The organism is Alphaproteobacteria bacterium (assembly GCA_041396705.1).
In the GTDB taxonomy this organism is placed as follows: Bacteria; Pseudomonadota; Alphaproteobacteria; order CALKHQ01; family CALKHQ01; genus CALKHQ01.
This window is the reverse complement of record JAWKYB010000005.1, coordinates 136,221-153,216: the sequence shown is the minus strand read 5'-3', so window position 1 is coordinate 153,216 and position 16,996 is coordinate 136,221. Positions and strand designations below refer to the sequence as shown.

The following is a 16,996-nucleotide window of genomic DNA, read 5'->3' as shown; positions in this document are numbered from 1 at the left end:
GGAGCCGCCCATGCCCTATCCCTATGTCACCGTCGACGTGTTCACCGAGACCGCCTTCGGCGGCAATCCGCTTGCCGTGGTGACCGATGCGCGCGGGCTCGACGCCGACGCGATGCAGCGGATCGCCAGCGAGTTCAACTACTCTGAGACCACCTTCATCCTGCCGCCGGAGGACCCGGCCCACACCGCGCGGGTGCGCATCTTCACGCCGGCGCGCGAGGTGCCGTTCGCCGGCCATCCCAATGTCGGCACCGCGCTTGTGGTGGCATGGGCGGGCAACTGCCTCGGCCGGCCGGTCGGCGACGTGGTCAAGTTCGAGGAAGAGGCCGGGCTGGTGCCGGTGGCGATCGCGCGCGACCGCAACGGCGCGGCCCGGCGCGCCACGCTGACCGCACCGCAGCCGCTGGCGATCGGCGCCGAGGTCGAGCCGTCGATCGTCTCGGCCTGCTGCGGGCTGGCGGTGGAACAGGTCGACTGCACCGCCCACCGTCCGGTCAGCGTCTCGGTCGGCCTGCCGTTCGTGGTCGCGCGGCTGACCGACCGGGCGGCGCTGTCGGCCGCCGCGCCCGACGTCGGCGCCTTCCGCCATTTCGCCGCCGGCATGCCGACGCCCGACCTGCTGGTCTATGTCTACACCGCCGGCGACGGCGGCCGCGTCGACTATCACTGCCGGATGTTCGCGCCGCTGGACAACATCATGGAGGACCCGGCGACCGGCAGCGCAAACGCCGCGTTGGTCGGCCTGCTGACCCAGCTGGACGAGCGCTCGGACTGCGCCGTCGAGTTGCGCATCGCCCAGGGCGAGGACATGGGCCGGCCCAGCCTGCTGCTGGCCGGCGCGCGCAAGGTGTTCGGCAAGGTCGAGGACATCCGCATCGGCGGCGGCGCCGTCGAGATGATGAGCGGGACGCTGCGGGCCGTCTGACGGGCGTGCGCGGCGGCGGTGCGCCGCCTACAGGTAGCGCTTGCGGATCGTCGACTTCAGGCTGTCGAGCAGCACCGCCAGCAGCATCAGGGCGCCGCGGATCACCTGCATGAAATGCGGCTCCAGCCCCATGATGTTGATCGCGGTGTCGATCGACGACAGCAGGATCGCGCCGGCGAACACGCCCGGCAGGCGGCCGACGCCGCCCTGCAGGCTGACGCCGCCGATCACCACCGCGGCGAAGGCCTCGAACAGCATGCCGATGCCCAGGTTGGCGGTGGCGCCGTCGAACCGCGCCACCATCAGCCAGCCGGTGATGGCGGCCAGCACGCCGGAGATGACGAAGCAGATGTACAGCACCCGGGTGACCGGGATGCCGGCGCGGAACGGCGCGGTCGGGTTGCCGCCGACCAGATAGACGTGGCGGCCGAAGCGGGTGCGCGACAGCACGAAATGGAACACGCCGTAGACGATCAGCAAGGTGACGACGAACAGCGGGATCTCGCCGCCGATCCGGGTGACGGCGATGAAACGCAGGTCTTCGGGCACGCCGGTCATCGTGCGCCCGCCGGTCAGCATCAGGCCCAGGCCGCGCAGCGCGATGTACATCGACAGCGTCATGATGAACGCGTTGATACGCAGCCTGATGATGACGAAGCCGTTGATCAGCCCGACGGCGGTGCCGATCGCCATCGCCACCAGCAGCACCACCCAGCCGTCGAGCTGCAGGCCGGACGCCTGGACGTGATCGGCGGCCAGCCAGGTGGCGAACATCGCGGTGAAGGCCATGGTCGATTCGATCGAGAGGTCCATGTGGCCGGCGATGATGCAGAAGCTGAGCCCGACCGCCAGGATGCCGACGAACGTCGAGTGCTGCAGGATGTTCAGGAAGATGCCGAGCTGGAAGAAGTGCTCGATGGTGGCCGAGAACAGCACCAGGATGATGGCCAGGATGAACCAGACCAGGTTGTCGAGCAGGAACATCACCGCCCGGCGCTGGCCTTCCGGCAGGCGCTTCACGACGACGTCTGCGTCCTGGGTCTCGTCGGTCATCTTGCTCGGCTCGCTGGTGTAAAGGCCATGCGATGCGGCGCTGCGGTCGCCGCAACGATCGGCACGGCAGCCCGTGGACGCCGGCCGCATGCGGTGTTGCCCGGGTCATGCGCCCCGGGGACCGGCGCGGTCCGCGGCGGGCGTTGCGCCGCCGGGCCTGCCGTTTCGCACTGCCCCGGACCGCGGCAGAGCGGTCCGGGGCAGCGGGGTCGCGGCGTTACTGGACCGGGGTGACCGGGTCCGTCGGCATGTTCAGGTTGCCCCAGAATGCCGGCCCGTCGACGTTGTCGGCGGTGATGACCGCGCCTGGGATCTTCAGGTTCGGGCCCCACGCCTCGTGGGTGATGGTCGATTCCAGGCCCAGCACGTCATAGGTGCCCTCGGCCGGGGTCTGGCCGCCGATGATCATGTCGGCGAACATCGCCAGCCCGTACATCTGGGCATAGAGCGGCTGCTCCACCTCGGCCTGCTGCCAGCCGTTGCGGATGTTCTTCAGGCCTTCCGGCGCGCCGTTCGAGCACAGCATCGCGATGTCGCCGGGCGCCTTGCCTGCGCCCTCCATCACCGCGATCATCGCCGAGCACAGGTGGGCAGCGTGGCCGAAGATCACGTCGATGTCCGGGTTGACCAGCAGCTGGTCCTCGATGATGTCGGCCGCGTTCGCCGGCTCCCACATCAGCGTCGCCTTGGTGACGATCTCGACGTCGGGATAGCCGGCCATCACCTCCTCGAAGCCGGCCTGGATGTCGAGGGTGTAGTTGTCGCCGGGGTCGCCGAGCACCTGCAGCACCTTGCCGCTGGCCGAGCCGTTGCGCTCCTCGAGCAGCCGCACGACCTCGCCGGCGGCCAGATAGCCCATCTCCACCGTGCCGGCGACCGAGGTCAGGCTGAACTCGGTGGTGCGGATCTGCCGGTCGAAGTTCAGCACCGGGATGCCGGCGGCACGGGCGGCCTCGACGCCCGGCACGATGGCGTCGAAGTCGACCGCGGCCAGCACGATCGCGGCGGGGCTGGTGGCGATCGCGTCCTCGAGCTGGCTGAGCTGGCGGTCGGAGCGGTTGTCGGCGTCGACCGAGACGACCTCGTAGCCGAGCGAGCCGAACATGTGCTCGAACGCCTTCTTCGATTCGGTCTGGAACTCGTCCAGCAGCGTCGGGATCAGGTAGTACACCGTGCCCTTGTCCTGGGCGTGGGCGGTGCCGGCGGCGATCGCGAGCGTCGCGGCGCCCATGAGCCAGGTCCCGGCCATCCAAGTCATTGTCCTGCGCATGATCGGTTCTCCCCTCCTTTTTGGTTGATCAGGCAATGGTACCATAACGGCGCGCCGCCTCGGCGGCGGACTCGCCGGTAATCAGCGCCACGACCTCCTCGTGGCTGGAACTGTGCGCATCGCGCACGCCCGCGACGCGACCCTGGCGCAGCACGACGAAACGGTCGGCGACGGCAAAGGCGTGCAGCACGTTGTGGGTGATCACCACCACGGCCACGCCCTGGCTCTTGACCCGCTCGATCAGCTCCAGCCCGCGATGGGTCTGGCGCACGCCGAGCGCGGCGAACGGCTCGTCGAGCATCACCAGCTTGCCGCCCCAGTGCACGAAGCGGGCCAGCTCGATCGCCTGGCGCTGGCCGCCGGACAGGTGCTCGACGTTGCTGCGCACCGACGGAATGGTGGCGCCGATCTCGGCCATCGCCTGCCGGGTCACCGTCTCCATCTCGCGCTCGCGCAGCACCTGCATGCCCACGACGTTGCTGCACAGCTCGCGGCCCATGAAGAAATTGGCGACGACGTCGACATTTCCGCACAGCGACAGGTCCTGATAGACGGTCTGGATGCCCAGCGCCTTGGCGTCGGCCGGCGTATCGATGTGCACTTCGCGGCCCTCGAAGGTCAGCGTGCCGCTGTCCGGCTGCTGGTTGCCCGCCAGGATCTTGATCAGGGTCGACTTGCCGGCGCCGTTGTCGCCGAGCAGCGCCACCACCTCGCCGGGATAGATCTCGAAGGTGACGTCGGCCAGCGCGACCACCGCGCCGAACCGCTTGGCGATATGGCTGATCCGCAGCAGCGGCTGTCGGGCGGTTGCCTCGGTCGTCGTCATCTCGCTCCAGCCTTGCGTGCGCCTTGCCGGCCGGGCCGGCCGCGAAAACCAATCACGTTGGCGCGCGCCTGTCCAGGGCCGGCGGGCTGCAGCTCAGGCCGGCGGCGCCGCGACCGGGCGGCCGCTGCGGCGCTCGCGGTGGGCGATGTAGACCGACGCGGCGAAGATCACCGCGCCGCCGGCCCAGGCCCACGGGCTCGGCGTGTCGCCGAACCAGACCAGGCCGAGCAGGCTCGCCCAGATCAGCTTCAGGAAGTCGAACGGCATCACCGCGCCGGCCTCCGCCCGGCGGAACGCCTCGGCGAGGCTCAGCTGCGCGACGGTGCCCAGCGCCGTGGTCAGCGCCAGCCAGGCCCACTGCGTCGGCGTCGGCCACTGCCAGAAGAACAGCGCCGGCGCCAGGCTGAGGACCGCCATCATCAGGCCGCTGTAGGCGGTGATGGTGACGCTGTCGACCGTCGCGGTCAGCCGCTTGATCAGCAGCATGGCGCCGGCCCACAGCACCGAGGACGCCAGGGCGAGATAGGGGCCGGGCTCGAACACGGCGATGCTGGGCCGCATCACCACGGCCACGCCGGCGAAGCCGACGACGAGCGCGCCGATGCGCCGGGTGCGCAGCCGCTCGCCGAACAGCAGCCACGCGCCCAGCGTGACGAACAGCGGTGCGGTGAAGTTCAGGGCGGTCACCGTGGTCAGCTCGGTCATGCCCAGAGCGGCGAAGAAGCACAGCATCGCCGCCGTGTTCAGCGCCGCGCGGCCGGCGATCATGCCCATGGCTCGGCCGCGCGGCAGCGCCTTGCCCCGCTGCAGCACCCAGGCGAACAGCACCGCGCCGCCCAGGGCGCTGCGGATGAAGGCGATGATGAACGGGTGCACCGCCTCGACCACGCCGAGGTGGCGCACGCAGGCGTGCATCAGCGAGAAGCTCAGGGTGCTGACGACGATCATCGTCGTCGCCGAGACGCCGCGCAGCGCGACGGCGGCCTCAGCCACGGCCGGCCGGCCGCGGTGCCGCTCCGGCCGCGGCAGCTGCGCCGGCCGGTCCGCTAATCACCGGATCCGCCGGCCGCCTGGCCCCGGCGCGGCCAGGTCGGGCCGTTGGCCTGCCAGCGGCCGATCTGCGCCTGGATGCGCGCCACCCGCGCCGCCTCGCCTTTGCCAGCCAGAAGGCGCTGCAATATTCCAGCAGGGTCACCGCCTCCGGCGGCGTGAGCAGCAGCGCGTCGTCCGCGCGCGCGTCCTCGAGCGCGGCAGGCGCGGCGGTGACGTCGCGCTCCAGCCCGTTGAACGCGATCACGGCCAGGTTGTCCTGGCCCGATTTGAAGAACCCGTAGGCCTGGGCGGCGCGCAGCCGCAGCCGCAGCACCCCGCGCGGGTCGTCGCGGCCGGTCAGCACGTCCAGTTGCGCCCGGGCCAGCCGTACCGCTTCCTCCGGGCGGTCGTCGGCCGCGGCGTGACGCGCCCGCGACAGCGCGATCAGGCCCATCAGCTCGTTGCGCCTCGGGTGGGTGGCGTCGAGCCGCTCGACGATCGCGGCCGCCTCGTCCAGCAGCCGGTCGGCATCGACGGTGGCGCCGACCGACTGGGCCGGGTCGCTGATCCGCGCCATCGCCTCGGCCAGGCCGGGGTCGGTCGGCGGCGCGTCGGCCCACAGCCGCCGGGCCCGGTCGATGCCCAGCACCGCGTCGACCGGCCGGTCCAGCCGGACCAGCGCCGCCGCCAGCCGTGCCGCCGCCAGGGCCTGCGCCTCGGTGTCGGCCTCCTCGCTGGGCGCCGCGCTGCGGATCGCGCGGACCACGCTGTCCGGGTCGCGCAGCGACTGCCAGATCTGCCCGACCAGGTCCCGCGTCTCGGCGGTCGGCCTGGCCGCCGCCACCGGCAGCGCCACGTCGAGCGCGTCCTGGGCCAGCCCCAGCGCCAGCAGCGCCTTGGCGGCGACCATGCCGAGCTGGACCGCCTCGGGGTGCGCGTCGCCCAGCTCGGCGCGCAGCGCCCGCCAGCTTTCGACATAGGTTTCCGCCGCCACCCAGGGCGAGTCGATCAATGCCGCCCATTCCGCGCGGGTCTGGGCCGTCATCGGGTGGTACGGGCCGATGCCCGCCGCCAGCGTGCCGACCGCGGACGCCAGCGTCGTCCGCGCGGCCGATTCGTTGCCGATCTGCAGCAGGTTGCGGCCGAGCGCGACCTGGGCGTTGGCCAGCAGCACCGGCTGCGGCTGGGCCAGCGCCTGCAGCCGCGCCACCACGGCGGCATACAGCGCGCTGGCCGCCAGCGGATCGCCGGCGGCGGCGATTCCGGCGAGACCGAGGTCGGCCTCGATCACGCTGACATGGTCCTCGCCATAGGCGTCCGCGAAGATCGCCCGGGCCTCCTGGTACTGGGCCTCGGCGTCGTCCAGCGCCCCGCGCATGCGGTTGGTGCGCGCCAGCTGCATCAGCAGCAGGCCGGTATGGCCGGCGTCGTCGCCGAACGCCTCGCGGCTGGCGGCGAGCGCGCGCGCGCCCAGCGCGGCGGCCTCGTCGAACCGGCCGGCGTCGAAGGCGGCGGCGAACGCCTCGACCTGGCGGACGATGCGGTCGTCGCCGGCCTGCTGGGCCGGCGCGGGCAAGGCGGCCAGCAGGGCGGCGGCAGAAAGGGCGGCGGCGAGGACAGCCGTACGGGCCCGTCCGACGCGGCGCCGACGGCGAAAAAAGCTGCGGCGCGGGTGGTGCGCCGGCGTGGCGATATGCGCTAGCATCCCCCACCGAAAGCCACGACAAGAACCTTCAGGGAGGGAACTTGCATGAAAACGATCAAGGGGCCAGCCATTTTTCTTGCCCAGTTCGCGGGGGACTCGGCGCCGTTCAACAGCCTGTCGTCGATCGCCGACTGGGTGGCCGGGCTCGGCTACAAGGGCGTCCAGATTCCGAGCTGGGACGCGCGCCTGTTCGACCTGGCCAAGGCGGCCGAGAGCCCGACCTACTGCGACGACATCAAGGGGATGCTGGCCGACAAGGGCCTGCAGATATCCGAGCTGTCGACCCACCTGCAGGGACAGCTGGTCGCCGTGCACCCGGCCTATGACGTCGCATTCGATCAGTTCGCGCCGCCCCAGGTGCACGGCAACCCGCAGGCCCGGCAGGAATGGGCGGTGGACCAGGTCAGGAAGGCGGCGAAGGCCTCCAAGAACCTGGGCCTGAAGGCGCACGCCACCTTCTCCGGCGCGCTGGTCTGGCCCTATTTCTACTCCTGGCCGCCGCGGCCGGCCGGCCTGGTCGAGGCCGGCTTCGACGAGCTGGCCCGCCGCTGGAAGCCGCTGCTCGACGCCTTCGACGAGGTCGGAGTCGACGTCTGCTACGAGGTCCATCCCGGCGAGGACCTGCACGACGGCGCGACGTTCGAGATGTTCCTGGAGCGGGTCGACAACCACCCGCGCTGCAACCTGCTGTACGACCCCAGCCACTTCGTGCTGCAGGCGCTCGACTATCTGGAGTACATCGACCTCTATCACGAGCGGATCAAGATGTTCCACGTCAAGGATGCCGAGTTCCGGCCCAACGGCCGCGTCGGCGCCTATGGCGGCTACCAGTCGTGGGTCAACCGGGCCGGCCGGTTCCGCTCGCTCGGCGACGGCGAGGTCGATTTCGGCGCGATCTTCTCCAAGCTCGCCCAGTACGACTTCGACGGCTGGGCGGTGCTGGAATGGGAATGCTGCCTGAAACATCCGGAGGTCGGCGCGGCCGAGGGGGCGCCGTTCATCGCCGACCACATCATCAAGGTGACCGAGGTCGCGTTCGACGACTTCGCCGCCGGCGCGATCGACCAGCAGGCCAACCGGCGGATGCTGGGCATCTGAGGAGCGCGGGCAATGAGCAACAGACCCAACCGGCGGTTGCGCCTGGGCATGGTCGGCGGCGGCAACGACGCGTTCATCGGTGCGGTCCACCGGCTGGCGGCGCGCATCGACGACCGCTACGAGTTCGTCGCCGGCGCGCTGTCGTCGACGCCGGACAAGGCGATCGAGTCCGGCCACGCCCTCGGCCTGGCCGAGGACCGGATCTATCCGGACTACCAGACCATGGCGCGGTCCGAGGCGGCGCGTCCGGACGGCATCGACGTGGTCTCGATCGTCACGCCGAACCACGTCCACCACGGCCCGGCGGCGGCCTTCCTGGCCGCCGGCATCCACGTCATCTGCGACAAGCCGATGACGACCACCGTCGCCGACGCACTCGACCTGGTGCGGCGGGTGAAGGAGTCCGGGCTGGTCTTCGGCCTGACCCACAACTACACCGGCTATCCGCTGGTGCGGCAGGCGCGCGAGATGGTCGCGGCCGGCGAGCTGGGCGAGATCCGCGTGATCCAGGCCGAATACGCCCAGGGCTGGCTGGCGACCAAGCTGGAGGACACCGGCATGAAGCAGGCGTCGTGGCGCACCGACCCGGCGCGTTCCGGCGCCGGCGGCTGCATCGGCGACATCGGCACCCATGCCTACAACCTGGCCTGCTTCGTCACCGGTCAGGACGCCGAAAGCCTGTCGGCGCAGCTGACCGCCTTCGTGCCGGGCCGCAAGCTCGACGACGACGCCCAGATCATGCTGCGCTATGCCAGCGGTGCGCGCGGCATGCTGTGGTCCAGCCAGGTCGCGGTGGCGGAGGAGAACGGGCTGACGCTGCGCGTCTACGGCACCAAGGGCGGGCTGAAGTGGCGGCAGGAGGTGCCGAACGAGATGGTGTTCATGCCGCTCGGCGGCCGGCCGCAGATCGTGACCCGCGGCGGCGCCGGGCTGGGCGACGCCGCCGGCCACAGCACCCGCGTGCCGCCCGGCCATCCGGAGGGCTACCAGGAGGCGTTCGCCACGCTCTACCGCGACATCGCCGACCGGATCCACGCCCACCTCGGCGGCTGGGAAGCGCCGGCGCACACCGCGCTGGTGCCGACGGTGGAGGACGGCGCCAAGGGCGTGAAGTTCATCGAGGCGGCGGTGGCCTCCAGCAACGCCAACGCGGCCTGGACCTCGCTGGCGTTCTGAGCCGCCGCCGACGGGTCCGGGGCGGCGACGGGCCGTTCCCGGACCGTCGCGTGACCCGATCCTCGGCCCCGGCTGCAGGCGTACCGGCTGCGGCGCCCGGCCCTCGCTCCGTTCAGATTGCACGCACGGCCCGGCGCCCCGGCGCGGCCCGCGGCCAAAAAATGAACATCGCTCAATATGCATGGAATGAACTTCGTTCAGAACGAAAAATCTTTTGAACTTCGGCACGTGCGGTCGCGACCCATGGACCTGAACCGCGCGCCGCGAACCGGCGCCACCATGGAGAAGAACGAATGGCTAGCCGGAACAACTATACGATCAGCAGCGGCCTCGACGAAGGCCTGGCCGTCGTCGCGGCAGGGACCGCGACCCACGGCGGCAGGGGCACCGTCGCCGACCTGCGGGACTTCCCGATCGATCAGTCCGTGGCGGGGCTCGACCTCGCCGTGCTGTCCCAGGACGCCAGCGCCGGACCGGCGCTGCCCGGTTTCGACGAGGGCGCGGCGCCGCTGAACACGATCACCGGCACGTTCGGCGACGACTATCTGGTCGGCAGCCAGTGGGCCGACCGCATCGTCTCCTACCTCGGCCATGACGTGATCTTCGGCCAGGGCGGCGCCGACATCATCATCGCCGGCATGGCGATGGGCGGCCAGTTCGCCGACGAGGACTGGGTCTGGGGCGGCGACGGCGCCGACACGATCTGGACCTTCGACGACGACGACTGGGTCGACGCCGGCACCGGCGACGATTTCGTCTGGGGCGGCGACGGCGACGACACCGTCCACGGCAACAGCGGTGCCGACGTGCTGGCCGGCGAGGCCGGCGCCGACACGGTGACCGGCGGCAGCGGCGACGACATGATCTTCGGCGGCGAAGGCGGCGATTTCCTTTATGGCCAGGGCGACGACGACGTCATGTTCGGCGGTGCCGGTATGGACTACCTCGGCGGCGGCACCGGCAACGACCTGATCTTCGGCGGCGACGGCAAGGACGACATCTATGGCGAGGATGGCGCCGACGTGCTGTCGGGCGGCGCGGCCGACGACGACATCTTCGGCGGCGACGGCGACGACATGATCTCCGGCGACGCCGGCTGGGACACCATCGAGGGCGGCGCCGGCCGCGACATCATCTTCGGCGGCATCAATCCGATGGTGGCCGGCGAAGGCGGCCAGCCCCCGGCAGCCGACGACAGCCCCGACGATATCCGCGGCGGCGCGGGCGACGATTTCATCTTCGGCGAGGGCGGCGACGACCACATTCTCGGCGAAGGCAACTGGGACACCGTCATCGGCGGCGCCGGCGCCGACTTCATCGGCGGGCAGAGCGGGGACGACCTGCTGTTCGGCGGCACCGGCAACGACGAGCTCTACGGTGGCTTCGACAACGACAAGCTGTTCGGCAACGGCAAGGACCTGCTGGCGCCCGACCCCACCGCCTATGACGACCTCGCCTGGGGCACCGACGCCAACGACGACGACTTCCTCGATGGCAACAAGGGCAACGACTTCCTCTATGGCGGGGCCGGCCACGACGACCTGTGGGGCGGCGACGACGCCGACATCCTGGTCGGCGGCGGCGACGGCGACGACCTGCATGGCGGATCGGGAAGCGATGCGTTCATCCGCGGCATGAGCCTCGATCCCGACGGCGAGACGCTGTGGTTCGGCACCGGCTCCGGGTTCGACTACGTGCACGACTACAAGGGCTGGGAAGGCGACACCGCCTGCGGCGACGGCTACGTCCAGCAGGGTGCCGACACCCACGTCACCTACAACGGCGAGACGGTGCTGGTGCTGCTGAACTACGACTCCACCGCCAACGTCGTGAACCTGACCATTCCGGTCGGCATGGCGATGGACGACTTCTTCTGAGCGGCGCGCCGGCGTCCGCGCGTCGTGCCGCATCAAGGTGCGGCGTGCGGGCGCCGGCCGCCTTTTTTTCGCCATCGGTGTGAACCCGGCCGGCGGCGGCCGCGACCCATTGGGCACGGCGGCATGGCACGCACGCGAATGGGAGAACGGCGATGGCGACACGTTCCGGCTATGCGATCGACAGCGGGCTCGATGCGCTGGAGGCGGTCGCGATACCGGCGAGAACGACGCAGCGCGGCCCGGCGCCCGCCTTACGCGAGGCCGCCCTGCAGCCGCCGGTTGCGTCCGGTCTCGACCTGTCCGCTGGCGCCACTGCCGCGGTGCCGCCGCCGCCGCCGGGCGAGGGCGTGCTGAAGCTGCCGCCGAACCTGATCTACGGCACCTTCGGCAACGACATCATCGTCGGCACCAACTGGGCCGACCACATCACCACCTATCTCGGCGACGACGTGGTGTTCGGCCAGGACGGGGCGGACGTCATCGTCGCCGGCATGGCGCTGGGCGGCCAGTTCGACGATGCCGACTGGGTCTGGGCCGGTGCCGGCAACGACACGGTCTGGACCCACGACGACAACGACTTTGTCGACGGCGGCACCGGCGACGACTGGGCCTGGGGCGGCGCCGGCAACGACACGCTGGTCGGCAACGCCGGCGACGACGTGCTGGCCGGCGAGGCCGGCAACGACACGGTCGAGGGCGGCGACGGCGCCGACTGGACCTTCGGCGGCGACGGCAACGACAACGTCTACGGCCAGGCCGGCGACGACACCATGTTCGGCGGCGACGGCCACGACTATCTCGGCGGCGGCACCGGCAACGACATGATCTTCGGCGAGGCCGGCAGCGACGTGATCGCCGGTCACGAAGGCAACGACGCCGCGTTCGGTGGCGCGGGCGGCGACTTCCTCGACGGCGGCGCCGGCAACGACGTGGCCGCCGGCGGCCAGGGCTGGGACACGATCGAAGGCGGCGAGGGCAACGACCAGCTCTACGGCGGGGACTACCCGCTCACGCCCGACGGCGGCCTGCCGGCGGCCGACAGCGGTGCCGACAGCATCGCGGGCGGGATCGGCGACGACATGATCGTCGGCGACGGCGGCAGCGACTATCTCCTCGGCGAGGACGGCGACGACACGGTCATCGGCGGCAGTGGCGAGGACGTCGTCGCCGGCCAGCACGGCGACGATTTCCTGGTCGGCGGGTCGGGCAACGACGAGCTCTACGCCGGCTACGGCAACGACATCGTGCTCGGCCATGGCGTGGAAACCTTCGGCGAGACCGATCCCGACATCTATGACGACTGGCTGTTCGGTGCCGAGGCGGCGGATGACGACTTCTTGGACGGCAACAAGGGCAACGACATCCTGTTCGGCGCCGGCGGCCACGACGACCTGTGGGGCGGCGACGACGACGACATCCTGGTCGGCGGCGGCGATGGCGACGACCTGCACGGCGGCCAGGGCGACGACCTGTTCGTCCGCGGGATGACGCTCGGCCAGGGCAGCCAGATGTTCGATTTCGGCGCCGGCTCCGGCTTCGACTACGTCCACGACTATGACGGGCTGGAGGGCGACGAGGCCGGCGGCACCGGCTTGTTCGTCCAGGGCAGCGACACCCACATCACCTACAACGGCCAGACCGTACTGATCCTGCTCAACTACAACGGCGACCTCTTGCCGGTGCACCTGGTCGACCCGGCCGCCATCGACATCGCCGATTTCCAGTAGGCCGGGCGCGCCGGGCGCGGCCGCCGGCGGACTCAGCAGCCGCCGGCCGAGAAGCCGCCGTTCGGGTCGATCCTGACGCAGAAGCTGAGCTGCGGGATCGCCGACGGCACCAGCGGGAAGCCGGCCGGCACCGCGGTCCGGCGGTCCAGCGCGGTGCGGTCCAGGTTGGCGTTGGTCAGATCGGCGCCGAACAGGTTGGCGCCGGTCAGGTTGGCCCGCTCCAGGTTGGCGCCGACCAGGTTCGCGCCGCCGAGGTCGGCGCCGCTGAGATCGGCCCGCTCCAGGTTGGCGCCGGCCAGATTGGCGCCGCGCAGGTGCGCCCCGCCGGCCTGCACCCGCTCCATGTCGGCGCCGGCGAGCGTGGCGCCCTCGAAGTTGGCGCCGGCCAGGTTGGCCCGTTCCAGGTCCGCGCCGCTGAGGTTGGCATAGGCGAAGTCCTGCCCGGCCAGCTGGCCGCGCGACAGGTCCTGGCCGGCCAGATTGCAGCCGCGGCAGCCCTGCACCACCAGGACGCCGGTCGAGCGGCTGCCGAAGGCATCGTCGAAATCGTCGTCGTCGAAGTCGTGGCGCTGGCCGCCATGGCGGTCGTCGTCGTCGCCGCCGTGACGGCGGTCGTCGTCGGCTTGCGCGGGCAGAGCGAGGGCGAGAAGGACGGACACGAGAATCGGCACTGTGCGCGGCATCGTGCGGCACTCCACAGGTCAGGTCCCGTCCCGCAGCCGGAATCGGTGGCAAATGCGGCAAGATTGCGGCGGAGCCGCCTCAGAGCTGATCGTGGAAGCGGTTGGTGATCGGATAGCGCCGCTCCTTGCCGAAGGCGCGCGAGGTGATCTTCACCCCGGGCGGCGACTGGCGGCGCTTGTATTCCGAGCGGTCGAGCAGGCGCCAGACCCGGTGCACGGTGGCGCGGTCGTGGCCCTCGGCGACCAGGTCGTCGATCGAGCGCTCGTTCTCGACCAGGCCGTCGAGGATGGCGTCGAGCTCGTCATAGGGCGGCAGCGAATCCTGGTCCTTCTGGTCCGGCTTCAGCTCGGCGCTGGGCGGCTTGGTCAGGATCCGCTCCGGCATTACCCGGCCGGCCGGCCCCAGCGCGCCTTCCGGCAGCTGCTGGTTGCGCCAGGCGCTGAGCGCGAACACCTGGGTCTTGTACACGTCCTTCAGCACCGAGAAGCCGCCGCACATGTCGCCGTAGAGGGTGGCGTAGCCGACCGCCATCTCCGACTTGTTGCCGGTGGTCAGCACCATCGGGCCGAACTTGTTCGACAGCGCCATCAGGGTGACGCCGCGGGCGCGGCTCTGGATGTTCTCCTCGGTGATGTCGGCGGCCATGCCGTCGAAGGCCGGCCTCAACATGGCGTCGAACGCCTGCATCGCCGGCTCGATGCTGACGGTGTCGTAGCGGATGCCGAGCAGGGCGGCGGCGGCCGCCGCGTCCTCCAGGCTGTCGCGGCTGGTGTAGGGCGACGGCATCATCACCGCGCGCACCCGCTCGGCGCCGAGCGCGTCGACCGCCACCGCCGCGCTCAGCGCGGAATCGATGCCGCCGGAAAGCCCCAGGATCACGCCGGGGAAGCGGTTCTTGTTCACATAGTCGCGCAGCCCGCAGATCATCGCCTGATAGATCGAGGCCAGCCCCTCGTGCGGCCGCTCCGCCGGCCCGGCGACGCACGACCAGCGGTCGTCGGCGCCGCGCTGCCAGGCGGTGACGGCGACCTGTTCGCGCCAGGTCGCGCACTGGGCTGCCAGGCTGCGGTCGGCGTTCAGCGCGAACGAGCCGCCGTCGAAGGCGATCTCGTCCTGGCCGCCGATCTGGTTGACGTAGAGCAGCGGCAGCCCGGTCTCCGACACGCGAGCGACCACCACGTTCAGCCGCACGTCGTGCTTGCCGATCTGCCAGGGCGAGCCGTTCGGCACCAGCAGCAGCTCGGCACCGGATTCCTCCAGGCACTCGCAGACGTCCTCGGCCCAGATGTCCTCGCAGATCGGCACGCCCAGCCGCACGCCGCGGAAGTTGATCGGCCCCGGCATCGCGCCCTTGGCGAAGGTGCGCTTCTCGTCGAACACGTGGGTGTTGGGCAGCCGCACCTTGGCGCGCCAGGTGACGATCTCGCCCTTGTCGCACAGCACCACGGCGTTGAAGACCTCGCCATAGTCGCCGCGCCACGGCGCGCCGACCAGGATCGCCGGCCCGCCGGCGGCGGTGGCCGCCGCCATCCGCTCCACCCCGCGGCGGACGTGGTCGAGGAACAGCGGCTTCAGCACCAGATCCTCCGGCGGATAGCCGGAGATGTAGAGTTCCGGATACAGGATCAGGTCGGCGTCGGGCACCTGGGCCCGCGCCGCCAGCCCGCGGTCCACGTTGCCGGCCACGTCGCCCATGATCGGGTTGAGCTGGGCGACGGCGATGGTAAGCCTGTCGGTCATGGCAGCCCGGCTCTTAAGGCCGATATGGGGCGACCGCAAGGCGAATTGCGCGGGCGGCGACCGGCGGCGGCGCCGACGCGGTTAATCCGCGGTTTACCATGACCGTGCCACCCTGGCGCCGCGGCCCCTCGGCGGACCGCGCTTCACGGATCGGCAGGCGATGAGCGACGACGTCGACAGCGAAACCGAACAGGACGGCTCCGGCCAGACGTGGTGCCGGCAGGTCGGCGATGCGGCGCTCGACGGCTTCCTCGCCTTCGTCGCCGGCCAGGCCGCCGCCGGGCTGACGATGGACCGGCTGCGTGCGCTCGCCGCCGCGTTCAAGGGCGACCCGGCGATCATGGCCGGGCGCTATGGCGAGCTGTGGCGCGCCGGCGGCTTCTCGCGCCGGGGCGACGACACGCCCGACCGGCGCAGCGCGCCGCTGCAGCGCCTGCTGGTGGAGAAGTTCGAGCACCTGCTGGCCCCGGCCGGCTCCGACCTGAAGACGCTGGCCGACGGCAGCCCGGCGATCCCGCGCGCGGCGATCCCGGGCATCCTGTCGGCGCTGGCGACGATGGCGCCGGGCAACCTGTGGGACCTGGCCCGGCGCCGCTGCGTCGACATCGTCGCCTCCCTGCGCCAGCGTCACGGCGCCGACTTCACCTGGGCGCTGGTCGAGCGCAACCCGGAGGTCGGCCAGCTGGTCGACGACGTGCGCCTGGCGGTGCTGCCCTATTTCGACGATTTCGCCAAGCGGCGGCGCTGGTTCGTCACCGTGGTCGACCGCCACCAGCCCGAGCTCGGCGTGCCCGACGCCGCCGGCGTGCCGATCGGCCATTTCGACCTGCTCGACGACCGCAACTTCGACCGCCTGTTCGCCGGCCTGTTCGCCGACCTGGCCGAGCGGCTGCGCGACCGCGAGGCCCGCGCCCGCCTGTACGACCACTACGGCGCCGCCGCGGTCGCCGCCCTCGAACAGCTGATCGGCCACCTGCCGGGCCTGGACCGGGAGAGCGTGCCGGCCTGAGCGCGCGGTGCGCTCCGCGCGCCCGGCAGCGATGCGCGATCGCCCCTGCCGCGGGAGTTCGTGCCAGCGCGTTGGCGGCGAGGTCCGGCCGTCAGTCCGCGCGTGCACCCAGATCGCGCAGCAAATGCAGCTGGCCCCGGTGGCGATCGACGTGTTCGAGATCGATTGTCGCCTCGAGCACGCACGGCGCATGCCCGGCGCGTGCCACGCAACTGCCGTCCGGCCCGGCAACCAGGCTCAGGCCGCAGAAGGATTCGCACACCGGCGTCGTGGCGTAGTTGCAGTAGGCGACGAAGATGCCGTTCTCGTACGCCCGCGTCGGGATCACCACGTCCGCCACGATACGCCACTTCGGTCCAAGCGCCGTCGGAACGATGACAAGGCGCGCGCCGTCGCGGGCGGCGCGGCGCACATGCTCCGGAAATTCAGCATCGTAGCAGATCAGGATCGCAGTCGGCACGCCGGCGAGCATCGTGACCGGACCGGGCTGGCCGGCGCCGAAACAGGCCCGCTCGTAGTCGTTCGCGCTCGTCTGCTTGCGGTAGTTCAGCAGAACCGCCCCGTCGGGGTCGATGCAGATCGCACTGTTGAAAAGCCCCTCCGCTCCGGCCTCGGCATAGCCGAGGACCACGCCACGCCGATGGTGCGCGGCAAGTGCGCGTACCCGGTCGATCAGCGCGCTGTCCCGACCGACCGCCGCCGCGCGCGCGGTTGCCGCATCGCCATAGCCCGGCCAGAGCAATTCGGGCGTGATCACCAGATCCGCCGGGGTCGCGTTCATGACCGCATCGAGCGCCCGACAGAATGCATCGGCGTCGCGTCCCTCTGGCGCCGCCTGCCAAAGGGCCAGCTTCAGTGTCGTCATGCCGGCGTC

At 71.1% G+C, this 16,996-nt stretch carries 14 protein-coding genes; 6 read left to right on the top strand and 8 right to left on the bottom strand.

Going from position 1 to position 16,996, the window contains the following annotated elements:
• Positions 1–10: 10 nt before the first annotated feature.
• A complete protein-coding gene (locus R3F55_08540; protein MEZ5667464.1) occupies positions 11–925 on the top strand; it encodes a PhzF family phenazine biosynthesis protein in 915 nt (304 codons plus the stop codon).
• 27 nt (positions 926–952) lie between these two features.
• On the opposite strand, the gene R3F55_08535 is transcribed toward R3F55_08540, so the two are convergent.
• The 5 genes from R3F55_08535 to R3F55_08515 form a co-directional block, all read right to left on the bottom strand.
• Positions 953–1,978 (bottom strand): ABC transporter permease, encoded by a 1,026-nt coding sequence (locus R3F55_08535; GenBank protein ID MEZ5667463.1) that lies wholly within the window; start codon positions 1,976–1,978, stop codon positions 953–955.
• Positions 1,979–2,195: 217 nt separating this feature from the next.
• Complete coding sequence (locus R3F55_08530; protein ID MEZ5667462.1) at positions 2,196–3,227, bottom strand: sugar ABC transporter substrate-binding protein; 1,032 nt, start codon at positions 3,225–3,227, stop codon at positions 2,196–2,198.
• Positions 3,228–3,276: 49 nt separating this feature from the next.
• Positions 3,277–4,074: an ATP-binding cassette domain-containing protein gene (locus R3F55_08525; GenBank protein MEZ5667461.1), complete on the bottom strand. Its 798-nt coding sequence runs from the start codon at positions 4,072–4,074 to the stop codon at positions 3,277–3,279.
• 93 nt (positions 4,075–4,167) lie between these two features.
• Positions 4,168–5,067 carry a DMT family transporter gene (locus tag R3F55_08520; GenBank protein ID MEZ5667460.1) on the bottom strand — a complete coding sequence of 300 codons (900 nt, stop codon included), beginning with the start codon at positions 5,065–5,067 and terminating at the stop codon, positions 4,168–4,170.
• The gene (locus R3F55_08515; protein MEZ5667459.1) at positions 5,060–6,682 is read right to left on the bottom strand and encodes a tetratricopeptide repeat protein; all 1,623 of its coding nucleotides are present in this window, start codon (positions 6,680–6,682) and stop codon (positions 5,060–5,062) included. The genes R3F55_08520 and R3F55_08515 overlap by 8 nt, the downstream gene beginning before the upstream one ends.
• A 174-nt stretch (positions 6,683–6,856) precedes the next feature.
• Between R3F55_08515 and R3F55_08510 the strand changes: the two genes are divergently transcribed.
• From R3F55_08510 to R3F55_08495, 4 genes are all read left to right on the top strand, one after another.
• Complete coding sequence (locus R3F55_08510) at positions 6,857–7,909, top strand: sugar phosphate isomerase/epimerase (GenBank protein ID MEZ5667458.1); 1,053 nt, start codon at positions 6,857–6,859, stop codon at positions 7,907–7,909.
• Positions 7,910–7,921: 12 nt separating this feature from the next.
• Positions 7,922–9,085 carry a Gfo/Idh/MocA family oxidoreductase gene (locus R3F55_08505; GenBank protein ID MEZ5667457.1) on the top strand — a complete coding sequence of 388 codons (1,164 nt, stop codon included), beginning with the start codon at positions 7,922–7,924 and terminating at the stop codon, positions 9,083–9,085.
• Between the two features lie 293 nt (positions 9,086–9,378).
• Positions 9,379–10,962, top strand: a complete 1,584-nt coding sequence (locus R3F55_08500; protein ID MEZ5667456.1) for a calcium-binding protein — start codon at positions 9,379–9,381, stop codon at positions 10,960–10,962.
• Between the two features lie 152 nt (positions 10,963–11,114).
• A complete protein-coding gene (locus tag R3F55_08495; protein ID MEZ5667455.1) occupies positions 11,115–12,689 on the top strand; it encodes a calcium-binding protein in 1,575 nt (524 codons plus the stop codon).
• A gap of 32 nt (positions 12,690–12,721) precedes the next feature.
• On the opposite strand, the gene R3F55_08490 is transcribed toward R3F55_08495, so the two are convergent.
• Complete coding sequence (locus R3F55_08490; protein MEZ5667454.1) at positions 12,722–13,372, bottom strand: pentapeptide repeat-containing protein; 651 nt, start codon at positions 13,370–13,372, stop codon at positions 12,722–12,724.
• A gap of 79 nt (positions 13,373–13,451) precedes the next feature.
• Positions 13,452–15,113, bottom strand: a complete 1,662-nt coding sequence (locus R3F55_08485) for an NAD+ synthase (protein MEZ5667453.1) — start codon at positions 15,111–15,113, stop codon at positions 13,452–13,454.
• Between the two features lie 160 nt (positions 15,114–15,273).
• Between R3F55_08485 and R3F55_08480 the strand changes: the two genes are divergently transcribed.
• Positions 15,274–16,122: a hypothetical protein gene (locus tag R3F55_08480; protein ID MEZ5667452.1), complete on the top strand. Its 849-nt coding sequence runs from the start codon at positions 15,274–15,276 to the stop codon at positions 16,120–16,122.
• 91 nt (positions 16,123–16,213) lie between these two features.
• Here the strand turns inward: R3F55_08480 and R3F55_08475 are convergent, their stop codons facing one another.
• The gene (locus R3F55_08475) at positions 16,214–16,987 is read right to left on the bottom strand and encodes a nitrilase-related carbon-nitrogen hydrolase (protein MEZ5667451.1); all 774 of its coding nucleotides are present in this window, start codon (positions 16,985–16,987) and stop codon (positions 16,214–16,216) included.
• Between the last annotated feature and the right edge of the window lie 9 nt (positions 16,988–16,996).